The sequence below is a fragment of the Faecalicoccus pleomorphus DSM 20574 genome, from assembly GCF_000420345.1.
Lineage (GTDB): Bacteria > Bacillota_I > Bacilli_A > Erysipelotrichales > Erysipelotrichaceae > Faecalicoccus > Faecalicoccus pleomorphus.
Genome location: NZ_ATUT01000005.1, coordinates 44,259 through 58,276, shown reverse-complemented (window position 1 = coordinate 58,276; position 14,018 = coordinate 44,259). Strand labels below are relative to the sequence as shown.

The 14,018-nt window shown below is 37.9% G+C and carries 13 protein-coding genes; 12 read left to right on the top strand and 1 reads right to left on the bottom strand.

The window, feature by feature from the left end; translation table 11 throughout:
• Nucleotides 1-157 precede the first annotated feature (157 nt).
• The 12 genes from G413_RS0103815 to G413_RS0103760 all read left to right on the top strand — a co-directional run bounded on the left by G413_RS0103815 (nucleotide 158) and on the right by G413_RS0103760 (nucleotide 13,178).
• Nucleotides 158-775, top strand: coding sequence for a hypothetical protein (locus G413_RS0103815; RefSeq protein ID WP_022789615.1), 618 nt, complete (start codon nucleotides 158-160; stop codon nucleotides 773-775).
• The gene (locus G413_RS0103810; RefSeq protein ID WP_022789614.1) at nucleotides 772-5,715 is read left to right on the top strand and encodes a mucin-binding protein; all 4,944 of its coding nucleotides are present in this window, start codon (nucleotides 772-774) and stop codon (nucleotides 5,713-5,715) included. Before G413_RS0103815 ends, G413_RS0103810 begins: the two co-directional genes overlap by 4 nt.
• 35 nt (nucleotides 5,716-5,750) lie before the next feature.
• A complete protein-coding gene (locus G413_RS10895; RefSeq protein WP_022789613.1) occupies nucleotides 5,751-6,542 on the top strand; it encodes a class C sortase in 792 nt (263 codons plus the stop codon).
• A gap of 33 nt (nucleotides 6,543-6,575) precedes the next feature.
• On the top strand, nucleotides 6,576-7,385 hold the full coding sequence (locus tag G413_RS0103800; protein WP_022789612.1) for an HAD-IIB family hydrolase: 810 nt from the start codon (nucleotides 6,576-6,578) through the stop codon (nucleotides 7,383-7,385).
• Nucleotide 7,386: 1 nt separating this feature from the next.
• Complete coding sequence (locus tag G413_RS0103795; RefSeq protein WP_022789611.1) at nucleotides 7,387-7,839, top strand: GNAT family N-acetyltransferase; 453 nt, start codon at nucleotides 7,387-7,389, stop codon at nucleotides 7,837-7,839.
• Nucleotides 7,840-7,935: 96 nt separating this feature from the next.
• On the top strand, nucleotides 7,936-8,823 hold the full coding sequence (locus tag G413_RS0103790; RefSeq protein WP_022789610.1) for a YitT family protein: 888 nt from the start codon (nucleotides 7,936-7,938) through the stop codon (nucleotides 8,821-8,823).
• 194 nt (nucleotides 8,824-9,017) lie between these two features.
• Nucleotides 9,018-9,995: an SIS domain-containing protein gene (locus G413_RS0103785; RefSeq protein WP_022789609.1), complete on the top strand. Its 978-nt coding sequence runs from the start codon at nucleotides 9,018-9,020 to the stop codon at nucleotides 9,993-9,995.
• A gap of 15 nt (nucleotides 9,996-10,010) precedes the next feature.
• On the top strand, nucleotides 10,011-10,673 hold the full coding sequence (locus tag G413_RS0103780) for an HAD family hydrolase (protein WP_022789608.1): 663 nt from the start codon (nucleotides 10,011-10,013) through the stop codon (nucleotides 10,671-10,673).
• Nucleotides 10,674-10,688: 15 nt separating this feature from the next.
• Nucleotides 10,689-11,114, top strand: coding sequence for a PTS sugar transporter subunit IIA (locus G413_RS0103775; RefSeq protein ID WP_022789607.1), 426 nt, complete (start codon nucleotides 10,689-10,691; stop codon nucleotides 11,112-11,114).
• Nucleotides 11,111-11,575, top strand: a complete 465-nt coding sequence (locus G413_RS0103770; RefSeq protein ID WP_022789606.1) for a PTS sugar transporter subunit IIB — start codon at nucleotides 11,111-11,113, stop codon at nucleotides 11,573-11,575. Before G413_RS0103775 ends, G413_RS0103770 begins: the two co-directional genes overlap by 4 nt.
• A gap of 33 nt (nucleotides 11,576-11,608) precedes the next feature.
• A complete protein-coding gene (locus tag G413_RS0103765; RefSeq protein ID WP_022789605.1) occupies nucleotides 11,609-12,349 on the top strand; it encodes a PTS mannose/fructose/sorbose/N-acetylgalactosamine transporter subunit IIC in 741 nt (246 codons plus the stop codon).
• Between the two features lie 4 nt (nucleotides 12,350-12,353).
• A complete protein-coding gene (locus tag G413_RS0103760) occupies nucleotides 12,354-13,178 on the top strand; it encodes a PTS system mannose/fructose/sorbose family transporter subunit IID (RefSeq protein ID WP_022789604.1) in 825 nt (274 codons plus the stop codon).
• Between the two features lie 44 nt (nucleotides 13,179-13,222).
• On the opposite strand, the gene G413_RS0103755 is transcribed toward G413_RS0103760, so the two are convergent.
• The gene (locus G413_RS0103755; RefSeq protein WP_022789603.1) at nucleotides 13,223-13,975 is read right to left on the bottom strand and encodes a GntR family transcriptional regulator; all 753 of its coding nucleotides are present in this window, start codon (nucleotides 13,973-13,975) and stop codon (nucleotides 13,223-13,225) included.
• Nucleotides 13,976-14,018 lie beyond the last annotated feature (43 nt).

The following is a 14,018-nucleotide window of genomic DNA, read 5'->3' as shown; positions in this document are numbered from 1 at the left end:
TCTTTCCTATATATAGGTTTATTTTAATTTTCCTTGTTTAGATTGTCAAAATATATTCACGGATCTAAAAGAGAGTATGGATTGTAATACAGTAAGAATGTGTTAAAATACTGTAAATGACCACAATACTAAAATGGTCAAAAAGGAGAATAGGACAATGAAAAGGGCGAAAATATATATTGTATATATATGTATTATATGTTGCGTTTGTTTGGGTGGCAGTTCTGTCTATGCACAATCAGAAGCACAGAATATTGATATCCAACCCGATAATGTACATCAAGAAATTACGTATGGGATATGGAAACTTCCGGATTCATGGAAATCAATCTTTTTGAATCGAGAAACAGATGCAAAAGGGCAGAAACAATATAATCAGACCTTAAAAGAATTGGATCAACAATCTCAAAAAGAACTGGATTCCTCTTATACACTTATCAATGCTTCTTTTAAAAGTGATGAAAATGGAAGCCTTCACTGCTCATTGGAAAAAGGGGTGTACTATGTTCGTCAAATGGATGCCACAGACACTTTACAAGTAGTCTCGGTCTTGTTTATCAGTCCATTGTCACAAACAAGTAATGTGATCCATCCAAAAGTGATTGTATCATCAGATGCATCTCATCCATCCGCGCCAGATTTTAAACAAGAAGCTTCTAGTAAAGGGGCCTCTACAAGTGCAAATCTGGATCAAAAAATATGGTTGATGTCGGGTATAGTCGCCTTAGGAATCGTGGTATGGATCATTTGGAGAAGAAAGGGGAGTCGCAGATGAAGAAAAGAAAGAAAAAGCTATATAGTAGTGGTTTATCATTTTTAACCGCATCCACGATGTTGATACAGACAGTGGGGGTGCAGGCACAGGAAACGGAATCGTCTTCTGCCAACGAAGCTAATACTTCTTCTCTTCCATCGGAAGATTCATCGAAAGTCGAAACCAATCCGGATTTGAATACAGAGAAAAAACCAGAAGAGCAGACTTTGCCGGCTGCAGAAGATGTACAACCGGTTGAAGAGTCACCGGCTACAGAGGCGGTTGGAAGTGCGAATGCTATTGATATGACACCTACGACAAACACCATTGATCATGAGATTTCTTATACATTGGATCCTGCGGGATTGAATTGGCCAAGTGCTGATAATAAGGCGGCACAATTTCAGGTTTCATTGATGGTCAAAGGATATGAGTCTTTTACGGTTTATCTGCCGGCAGGTCTATCGGAGGTGAATCATGATACACCGGATGGTTATAAGGTTGTAAAGTCGATGGATCAAAACAATGGTACCCTCTTGACATATACAAACAGTTCTCCCAATGATGCTTTGATTACTTTTAATGTGTCTTATAAGTTTGGATTGTATCCATATGGTTCTAACGGCAATTATAACAACTATCAATTTGCCCCGGGAAACACGGATTTAAAAGTGATTGTAGAGGCACCGAGTGCACATTTAGAAGGAACCATTTATGTCAACAACCCGGAAACCATGGATTTTGTGGCAGATGTAAAAAACAATGCCCGACCGGATAATACATTTACAGCCGATGGCAAATCCATTTACACTTTTACTATGGATATCGTACATGATCCTGCACGCAATGATCCTATCATGGGATTTGGTGTAGCCAACAACCCAACGATGAATGGTGTGATTCACGTACCAAAGGGATTTGTATTAAAAGGGGCCTCGATGCATAATTGGTGGGGCAATTCCAACAATATTGACTCGGATGAAAAAAAGGTACCGGGGATTCCAACAGGGGTATCTCAACCGGACGGACCTGGCGGAGATATTGTGATTACTAATATACAAGGTGCAGGTTACAGCAACTATCCCGTATCTCACCATTATTTTTATGGTTATTTTGAAAAAGGTACTCCGAAAGGTACCTATCAATTTACACCGGAACTAACCTTGTCCCCTAAATTTTTAGGTGGAGGTGAAATGACAGTACCGGTTCAAAATCGAAATCTATCGACGGTGATTCTTGGTCAGGCCAACCCTGGTGTTATGACGGGTAAATATGGTTTTGTTCTGGAAGGCTATAGTAAAAATGATGTGGATCTCGAACATGAAGGATTTTATGCGAAATCCATCAGCGATGAATATAAAGTGACAGGTTTCTTGACTGGGAAGAGTGATAAACCCGGTGTGAATGAGAAAATGCCGTATATTGGTGTGGATTTTGAAGATGAAAAAACGAACCAAACCAATACTTTGCGTACATACAAAATCACACTTCCGAAAAATTGGTGTGGAAATATTACGGATGTGATTATCAGCACGGGAGTAAGAGGAAGTGTTTCTCAATCGAACAATGAAGGAGACAATGGACCTTTTCAAATTACTTTGGATACAGGTGAAGTCATTGAAGTGAATTCTATTAAATCAAGCAATGCCCAGATTGATGCTGCTCTTTCCAATGGAGTCCACATTGTCAGCATTGAAGGAGAAGCCAACATTTTACCAGGCAACAATATTTCTGTACGATTAAAAAATGCGGTTATTGAAGATGGAACGTACCAAAGTGGTCAGCAGGTTCCCATTCAAATACATGTTCATAGTGTAACATCGGATACAGATATTGATGTCGTAGGGCATTTAAAATATTTTGATGACTATACGATTGCGGGCACGGCTTATAGTATTGCGAATAGTATGAATTATGATATGAGTGGAACCTATACCCAGGGCCAACTGATTTCAGGTAAATATGGTTGGTCTGGCTTGGGGATGGAAACAGCTGTACCAGAGGATACTGAAAATAAAATCATATTGCCTGAATCGGCCATTGACCGTCCTCATTATGTGCGCTTACCTGTCGTTCAAGTACGAAGCATTGCCCATCAAGCCATTGATGTAGATTATTCTAAATTGGGGGATTATGGATGGACACATCCGGAAAGTAAGAAAAAATACTATCCAGTGATTACTGATTTAGGCATCGATGAAAGTGGAGAACATGTGACGCAATTTGATTTTTCAATGTATGAGGTCAACGTGCCTAAAAATGCTAATATGGGTTCGTTTTTCTATCCAAATCAGATTCCATTTAAAGTCAGTGACATGGCTGTATCGGCTCAAGGAACAACGGACTGGGTCACTCGTGTGATTGATCAAAATGATCCTGCCACGCATCCTAAATATGGCGGAAAAGTATACGATGGAGGCAAAGGGAAAGCATGGAAAATTACGATTCCAACCATTGTAGGCTTTAAAAATGGGGTGTCTGGTGAAAAAACAAGTCTTACAGCCTATTATGGACAAGGAGCAGGAGCAGCCGGCTTTGATCGAGGTGTTAAAAGTGATACTAGCGATGATAAATCAAAAGGAATTCTTCGTTTAGCAATCACAAATAGTACAAACTATGACTATATCAATGGACAGGCGATTGCGATACTGCCTAGAAATGATTCGTATTCTTTGATGTTGACAGGACCAGGAAGAGTAGAAACTGTTGGCACATTGTACTATTCTACAAAATCGCTTGACCTGCCAAAGGCAAATTCCAATGTGAGGATCGAATTAAATTCTGAGGATTGGATGACAGAGGATCAAGTGAAAGATTGGTCCAGTATTCGAAGTGTGGCATTAAGCTCTTCTGCCATTCAAACCAAAGTACAGATGGTTGCCTATTTGCCAATTCAAGTTGAAAATATCAATGATCAGAGTATCGGACAAACAGCTATTATACCAACTTATAGTTATGCCCATAACGATGATCAGGGATTGGGCACTTTAAGCAATCGAACAGATTTAGAAACGAAGATTTATGGTACGCCGCAAATCCATGCTTACTACAAAGAAACCAAAGATGGGACCACTCCTACAGATGTGGATGTTGCGGATCCGAAAGTGATTACGGGCCGAAATACAGATGGTACAGGAGCCTCTTATGATTCTTTTACAACATCACCTGTTGACGTGGATGATTATACCTATATAGGATTGGCGCAAGGAAAAGAAAAAGGTACCCTAGATGATCAGGCACAGGATGTTGTTTATCTTTATAAACAAAAAGAATACAAGGTGACGGTACACTATATTGACATAACGGGGGCAAGTCCTAAGGACACATGGACACCAAGTGATGGTACTGAAGTAGATAGCTTGAAACGGGAACTTAACGGTGTCAAAAATGAAACGTACCAAAATGACGTGCAGGCACCAGCAGGGTATCAAATTGTCCAACAAGATGATGCGGCTGCACAGGGAACCTTTACAGGGGAAATGGATGCGTATGTCTATATCAAAGCGGATACCCAAAAAGTGGTTTATACGATTATCGATGACAGTACCAAGAAGACTTTAGAAGATAAAGTTGCATTCGACAGTGGTGCTTCAGAAACCAACTTACATAAAACACAAAAGGATTTCGATGTGATAATCAAAACCTATACGGACAAAAGCTATGAAGTGGTTTCACAAGATGAACTACCAGGTACCTTTGATAGCGATACTTCAAAAGATCAAGAGATTGTCGTTCATCTAAAGCATGCGACTGTTACGGTGACTCCAGACAATCCACAAACCCCTGGAGATCCAATTGATGGTAGTGAGTCAAATTGGCCGGATGGAGTGGATCAAGTTTCTCTTCAAAAATCAATCACACGAACGATTAATTATGTAGATGGTCTAACCAAGGAAAAAGTGGCCGATTCGGTTGAACAAACTGTTACATTCACTCGTCATGTGGTTGTGGATAAAGTGACTGGTGAAGTACTAGGCTATGATACCAATGGGGATGGCACGGTGGATACTACAAGTGCAGATAAAGCCTGGATGACAAACTCCAATACCTGGGCTAAAGTAACCTCACCGGATTTATCTTCGAAAGGATATGAAGCACCTGATGTTTCTAAAGTCGATGAAAAGGTTGTGACATCCAATACAAGTGATGAAACCGTTACAGTTACCTATAATCGTTCCACACAAAAGGTGGTTTATACGATTATCGATGATACGGCTAAGAAAACACTGGAAGACAATGTTCTTTTAGATACCGGACCTTCCGGAGCATCTTTGAACAAGACTCAGGAGGATTTGCAGAAGATTGCAGATGGCTATGGTACAAAAGGGTATGCGATCGTGAGAGTGGATACACTGCCGGAACACTTTGACATAGATCCATCCACTGATCAGGTTGTAATCATTCATCTGGAACATACGTATGAAACAATCACTCCTGACAATGCGAAAACACCGGGAGATCCTATCGATGGCAGTGAAAGTGTCTGGTCTAAAGAAGCAGGCAAAGAAAATCTTCAAAAATCCACTACACGAACGATTGAATATATCGATGGAATGACAAAAGAAAATGTAGCGGATTCTGTGGAGCAGACAGTTGAATTTGAACGACATGTGATCATTGATAAAGTGACAGGTGAAGTGTTAGGCTATGATACCAATGATGATAATCAAGTAGATACCGAAGACCCAGATCAGGCTTGGATGCATACAGATGGAGAATGGAGCGAGGTTGTCTCTCCAGACTTGAGTTCACAGGGATATGAAAAACCTTCCATGGAGAAAGTGGAAGCAGAAAATGTCGATCCCTCTACGGAAACCAAGACGATCCAGATCGTCTATGAAATTTCTAATCGAATCATTCTTCCTTCTACGGGAGGAATAGGTTCTCTATTCTATACGATATCAGGTCTTATATTGACAGGAATCGGTTGGAAGGGATTCCGAAAGAATAAAAAGAAATAAGACAGGCAAAATAGCCTGTCTTTTTAGAAAAGAATATGAAATTTAAAAAATATATTTATATAACATTGATTGTTTTGGGTGTTCTTTTAGTACTTTATCCAATAGTACATCATTTTGAACATGAGCAAAGTAGTATGCAAAGTACTAATGATTTTCAAGAATATGTTCAATCCATACAAGATAAAGATCGAGAACAGCTGGCAAAGGAAATAGAAAAATATAACCAATCGACTTTAAATCAAAGTGTGAGTGACCCATATTCTTCCGGTCAGGAGGTATACAAGATCAATGATCGGCTGGCCGCTCATGATGTAATTGGAGAAATCATAATACCAAAAATTCAAGTTAAAGAACCTATTTACGAAGGAACATCGGATACCACCTTACAAAAGGGGATTGGCCATTTGAGTGGTACATCGTTTCCATCTGGTGGTATAGGTACACACACTATGTTGGCAGGCCATAGAGGACTACCAGGTGCTGCATTGTTTTCTAGATTGAACGAGTTGGAAATTGGAGATACATTTTCTATTTATACAGTCAAAGGACTTCATACATATAAAGTGATTTCTATAGATACCATTTTGCCGGATGCGTTTCAAATGGAACCTTTGGACGCGAACCAGGATTTAGCCACCCTTGTGACGTGTACCCCTTATATGATCAATTCACACCGATTATTAGTGACTGGTACAAGAGTAGAAGAGAATGCAAATGTAGATATACAGAGGCCCTTGTCTATACATTGGATAGTATTGGCAAGTATTGGAGCTTTATTGGTGGCAGGTTGGATATTGTGTCGGAAAATAGGATGTCGAAGAAAGTGAAACCATGTATAATAGGGACAAAGGAGATTGCCTATGAAATTGTTTGCTTCGGATTTAGACGGAACTTTACTGAATAGAAATCATCAATCGGATCATCGAATCAATGAAGGTATTGAAAAAATATTTGAAGCGGGACATATTTTTACTGTGTGTACCGGTAGAAACTTATCGTTAACCCGTTCTGCGGGTTTGGTAGATACCTTTTTGATTGGTATGAACGGCGCTTGTATTTTAGATAAAGCGGGACATATCATTTCTTCACATCCAATGGATAAAGAAACTATCCGGCTTCTCTTATTTGAAACGCCGTATAAATTTGAATACCAGACATTCGATGAAATTTATACGACAGGGGATGAGGAAACTTTCACGAAGATATATATGCAAAATCAAAGAATGAGAAATCGGGAAGTTCAAAAAAATATGGCAAAAAACTTGAGAAAATATCATTTTCAATGTGATCCTTTTGATATTTTATCGAAAGACATTTATAAAGTGAATCTGCATTGTACGCATGAAGACATGTATCAAGAAATTGAAGAATTATCAAAACACTATGCGGATAAAATTGTCAATGCTCCGAGTGTGACTAGTTTAGCTGAAATAACAGGTTTTGGTGTGACAAAAGGAAATGCGGTCAAAGAACTTGCAGATTTTCTTCATATTCGTGATGAAGATGTGTATGTGTATGGAGATGGGTTAAATGATCTATCGATGTTAAAGCGTTTTGAACATTCCTATTGTCCATCTACAGGTACTGTGCAGGCTAAAGAAGCAGCAAGCTATCAAATTGGTCCATATGATGAATACTCTGTAATATCACATATGTTGGAGAACTTGTAAAATGTACATTCGTTCTTATAAGGAAGAAGATGCGCCAATTTTACGCGACTTATTTTGGAATACAGTGCATACGGTGAATGCAGTCGATTATACCAGGATACAATTGGATGCGTGGGCACCTGTAGAATACGATCGTAATGCGTGGAATCAGCGTTTTTTAGATCACACTACGTTTGTTGTTGAAAACGATGGTCAGATCGTTGGCTTTGGGGATATAGATGCACAAGGGTATCTGGATCGATTGTTCGTACATAAAGATCATCAAAATGAAGGAATTGGCACTATGTTATGTGATGTCTTGGAAGCTTTGGCAACGAAAAGAGTTATCACACAAGCTTCTATAACGGCAAAGCCTTTTTTTGCGCATAGAGGCTATCGATGTATACAAAAACAAATAGTGTATGTACGAGGTGTGGCGATGGAAAATTATTGGATGGAAAAAATCATTTTATAAGCAGGTTTTATGTGAGAATTTGCATAGATACCTTAAAATCTCTTATTTGCATAGTGTTTCAATGTTATAATGACAAGGTGCATATGGGAGGTTGTTATGGGGAAAAATAAGAATTGGTGGAAAGATTTAATTTTTGTAGTATTAGGCAACTTGATCATTGCTTGCGAAGTTGCGTTCATTGTATTGCCGAATCATTTACTAGATGGAGGAATTGCCGGTTTATCTGTGGCTTTACAACCATTAGTTCCAGTAGGTCCAGTTTGGATGATCAATATTTTGACTGTGGGACTCTTTATTTTAGGATTTATTTTTTTAGGAAAAGAATTTGCTTTGAAGACAGTGGTATCAGCTATTGCCTATCCAGTGCTAGTTACGCTTTTATCGGCAGTGGTAGAACAATTCCCTGCAGATACATTTGTTATGCCTGATTATTTGGCGGCAATTTATGCCGGTGTGTTGGCAGGGTTTGGCCTGGGATTGGCGTTTCGAGCCGGTGCCAGTACAGGAGGAATGGATATTCCGGCCTTGATTATACATAAGTATGCCCGGTTATCCTCTGGAAATTCTGTCATGATCGTGGATATTTTAACGATTTTATTTGGTGTGATAACCTATGGTCTTCAAAAGGCACTGGTTGGAATCATTACTGTGTTTATTTCTGGTCAGGTTATTAATAAAACAGTTCTGTTAGGTTCACAGAGTGCCAAGAACGTTATGATCATTTCATCAAAGTGGGATGAAGTTCGTGATTATTTAATGAATACGATGAGCCGTGGAGTAACGATTCTCTCTGGAAAAGGTGGTTATACACAACAGGAACGTCCTGTTGTAATGTGTGTGATTTCTCGAAAAGAATATCCTTTGGTGGAACAAGAAATCAACCGGATTGATCCAGCTGCTTTTATGGTTGTCAGTGATGTCAATGAAATTCATGGTTCTGGTTTTACTTTTGAGGATGGAACAATCAATCGTAATGTATGGTAAAAAAGTAAATGGTTTATATTTTCATATTAAGATAGAGATATTTATACGTTTTTGTGTAAATATCTCTTTTTTTTGTTGAGCGGGGAAACTGGTAAAAAAAAGAATGAAAACGATTGCATATTTATCTGTTATATGTATAATAGGTTATGTAAAGATATATAATGATATATAATCATTAAGAAAGGGAGAAAATTATGAGACAAGAACATGCAGAACAAATTAAAAATGTAATGCAGGCTTTGAAAGCCAAAGGAGAAGTGAATGAAGTTTACTTTGTAGCTTGTGGTGGTTCTCAAGCAGTTTTAATGGCAGGTCAATACATATTTGACCGCGAATCTAATGTACCTAGTCATGTATATACGGCAAATGAATTTGTATATGACACACCGAAAAATCTTTGTGCAGATTCACTGGTGATTTCCTGTTCACATTCTGGAAATACTCCGGAAACTATTGCCGCGACTAAATTGGCAAGAGAAAAAGGGGCTATGACAGTTGCCCTTTCCAATTTAGTTGGATCGGAGCTTTGGGAAGCTGCTGAATATCCTGTTCATTATGATTGGGGAAAAGATGTGAGTGATTCCGATAAGAACAAAGGTATTCTTTATGGTTTGATTTTCAATTTGTTAAAAGTATTAGCACCAAATGAGAAATGGGATGTATGTTTACAAGAATTGGAAAAATTAACAGAATTGAGTGAAGAAGCCAAAGCACAGTATGCCGAACAGGCTAAAGATTGGGCAAAGGCACAGAAACGTGATCCAATTATTTATACAATCGGAAGTGGTATCAACTACGGTGAAGCTTATTCTACAGCTATGTGCTGGTTTATGGAAATGCAATGGATCAATTCTGGATGCATTCATTCTGGAGAGTATTTCCACGGACCATTCGAAATTACCGATTATGATGTACCATTCATGTTGGTAAAGAGTATTGGAAATACGCGTCATTTGGATCAGCGTGTCGAAGATTTCGCAACAAAGTTCACAGATAAGCTGTTAGTTTTAGATCAGAAAGATTTGCATTTGGATACAGTAGCTCCAGAAGCTAAACAATATATTGCCGCCATTCTTTCGGGAGTAGTGATTCGTTTGTTTATCGAAGCAATTGCGTTTGAACGTGGACATTCTTTGGATGTTCGTCGCTATATGTGGCAGATGGAATACTAAAACGGAGACTTGTACATGCCACTGGAATTAGTTATTTTCGATGTAGATGGCCTTATATTGGATACAGAGAGAGTTTGGCAGGAAGTTTGGAGTGATGTTGCCAAGGCATATTCACTAGATGACATAGGAAATTCTTTATTCATGAAGGTTGTTGGACATAGTGGAGATACTGTGAAAGAAATTCTTGAACGAGATTTACAGGGACATTGTACACCGGATGAATTTTTAGAAACAGCTCGAGCAGAGGGATTAAAGCGATTAAAAACGCAACTGAGGGTGCAACCGGGTGTTTATGAAGTCATATCGTATTTAACAAAAAAGAAGATTCCTATGGCAGTTGCAACCTCTACTTCCCGCTGTTTGACGGAAGAAAGATTAAAAAGAGTCAATTTGTACCACAAATTCGATTACATATGTTGTGGAGATGAAGTTTCGAATAAGAAACCTTCTCCCGACATATATTTGAAAGTTTTAAGAAAGATGGATGTAAATAGTCATGATGCTCTGGTATTTGAAGATTCAAAAGTAGGGGTTACTGCTGCGTATCGTGCGCATATTCCTTGCATTATGGTTCCAGATTTGGAAGTTCCTGAACCTGATCAAGTGGAAATGACACAACAGATATTGCCAAACTTAAAACAAGCAATACATGTACTGGAAAAGATGATTGAAGCATAGAAAAGGGTGACGATTATGGGTGATGCTTTTGAAGTGTTGGTGGTGACACATGCTGCATTGTCAAAAGGATATTTTAGTGCTTTGCAGCTCATATTAGATATTGATCAAAATGATATGGATGTGTTGTCTTTTGAGACTGGAGAAGCATTGGATACTTTTTCGAATAAAATCTCAGATGTTGTAGAAAATAAATATAAAGATAAAAATATGGTCATCTTATTGGATTTACCAGGAGGAACACCGGCGAATATGGCACTCCCATTTTTATCGGATTCCAGAAAGTTGATAGCCGGTATCAATCTTCCGTTAGTTTTGGAATTGATGATTGCCAAAAAGAATGGAGTTTCTTGGGAAGAACTTGATTTAGAGACTATAATTGAGAACGCGAGAACAAGTATAATATTCTATAATAAATTGTTAAAAACGGAGGATAAAAAATGATTAAACTAGTACGAGTAGATCATCGTTTATTACATGGTCAGGTTATTTTTTCTTGGACGAAACAAATGTCTGTTAATTATATCATCATAGTAGATGATAAAGTTCCTAATGACCCTATCAGTGTAATGGCTTTAAGTATAGCTAAACCTACGGATTGTGAATTAAGCATTATTCCATTTTCACAATTAAAAAGCTTAGTAGAAGAAAAGAAAAACAAAAATATCATGATTCTTGTAAAAGGCCCTGAAGAAGCCTTAAAACTGGTAGAACAATTACCAGAAGTAACTGAGATCAACTTTGGAGGAGTTGCCAAAAAGTCAGATTCCAAACAATACGGAAAAGCTGTCTTCCTGAATTCTCAGGAATTAAAGGCTACCCAGGATTTGATTGCTTTAGGTAAAAAGGTTTATATCCAAATGGTGCCAACTTCTCAAGTAGAAAGTGCAGATTTCAGTAAATAAAATATCTCAGGAAAGTAGAAAGGGAGGGGTATTATGTTAATGAAGGCCATACTTCTAGGTCTGGTCGGTGTCGTTGGTGTTATTGACTCTCGATTAATAGGACGCCAAAATATCGGAAGACCTTTGATTTTAAGTACGTTGGCCGGCTTTGTATTAGGTGATATAACACAAGGTATCACCCTAGGTGCATCTTTAGAATTGATATCTATGGGATTTGTTTCGATTGGTGCAGCTGGTCCGCCAAATATGCAGTTTGGTAGTATTATCGCAACTGCATTTGCGATTCTTTCTGGAGCTTCGACCGAAGAAGCATTGACCATTGCGATTCCAGTTGCGGTTGCAGGTGAATTCTTAAGTATCATTATGCGAATGGTTATTGCACAATTTTCTCATGTGGCAGATCGTGCTATTGAGAATGGTAAATATAAAAAAGCAATTCATATTCATTTATGGTGGTCATTTATATTTAATGCCTTTGTATATTTCATACCAATCTTTTTAACCATTTATTATGGTGCTGATTTGGTTGCTGAACTTGTGCAGGCTATTCCGGATGTGATTACTAATGGTTTAACAGTAGCCGGAAACTTATTATCTGCACTGGGATTTGCCATGTTGTTGAGTACAATGCTGTCTAAAAAGATGTTTCCATATTTCTTACTTGGTTTTTTAACAGTAGCATATTCCGGACTGGATTTAATTGGATTAACAATGTATGCAGGTATTTTGGCATTTGTGCTTGATAGAGTATTGTATGCTAAGAAGGAGGCTTAGTCTGATGGAAGAAAAACAAAATAGTGTGATCACAAAACGAGATTTACGCCGTGTGTTTCTGAATTCTTTGACGATTATGTGTTCTTGGAACTATGAGCGACAGATGCATATGGGATTCATGTTTGGGATGGCTCCTATTATTGATAAATTATATAAAAATGATGAAAAAAGAAAAAAAGAAGCGTATCAGCGACATATGGAGTTCTTTAACTGTACACCACAAATGACCTCTTTTATCATGGGACTTGCAGCTTCTATGGAAGAACAAAACGCAAAATCCAAGGAAGGAGAATTCCAACCTGAATCAATTTCCATGATCAAGACCAGTTTGATGGGACCATTTGCAGGTATTGGAGACAGTTTCTTCCAGGGAACTCTGCGTATCATTACTTTCGGTATTGGTTTGTCTTTTGCACAACAAGGAAGTATTTTAGGGCCAATTCTCGCCGTTGTTTTATTCGCAATTCCTTCTTTACTTGCAGCATATCATGGAACTTTCTTAGGGTATCGTTCAGGGAATAAATATCTCGCAAAACTATATCAGGAAGGCTTGATGGATCGTGTCATGCATTTTGCTTCCGTTGTCGGTCTAGCAGTCATTGGTGGAATGGTCGCCAGCATGGTTGCGATTACAACACCTTTGCAATTTAATACCGGTGGAACAGAACTTGTCCTTCAAGATATGATCGATCAGATTTTCCCTAAATTATTACCTCTAGTATTTACATTAGGTATATATTGGTTGATTCAAAAGAAAGTAAATACAAATGTTCTCTTGTTGGGAATTATTGTATTTGGACTAGTATTTAGTGCTATTGGTATCCTTTAAATAGCCCCCAAGTAAACAGGCCTCGCAAAAGCGGGGCCTTGTTTTTATCTTATGATCTTTTCATCCATGACGGTCGAATTATCCGTTGAAACAACATAGCTGACTCTATCACAGCGAACGATGGAGATAGAATAATGGATGGGACAATCATTTTTTTCATAACCGATTTTTTCAATGTGGAATAAAGGATCACCAATATTACACTGAAGAAGCTCGGCATATTCTTTTGTCGCAATTACACCATTGATTTCCAGAATAGATTTATTTAAAACTATACCATAGTTATCTTGTAGAATCTGATAGAAAGATTTATCTTCAGCTATATTTTTCATAAAATTTGGGAAGTTTTCTTCAGGAAGATAAATTCTGTCTATAGCGATAGGTGCCGCATCTTCCCAAATGAGTCGTTCAAGAAAAAATATGGTAGTATCTGGAGCTATATTTAATTTTTGTGAAATATCAGAATCCGCCTTTATAATCGATACATTTAGTATTTTATGTTTGGAAGAATGTCCAAAATTGCTTAGAGAATCTTGGAAACCTCTGGCTTTATTCAATAATAATTTGTCCTTTTTATAACTGATAAAAGTTCCTTTACCCTGTACTTTTTGAATCATTCCCTCTTTTGCCAGATTGGACATAGCTTTGCGAATTGTTATTTTACTGACATTGTATTGTTGGCTAAGTTCATTTTCAGTAGGTAGCTTTTGACCGGAACGAAATTTCTTTTGAAGAATCGAATTACGAATATCAGCTTCTACTTGTAAGTATAATGGTTTGTTACTTTCTAAATTCATAAATATCACCTAATATATAATCTATCATGTATATTATTATAAT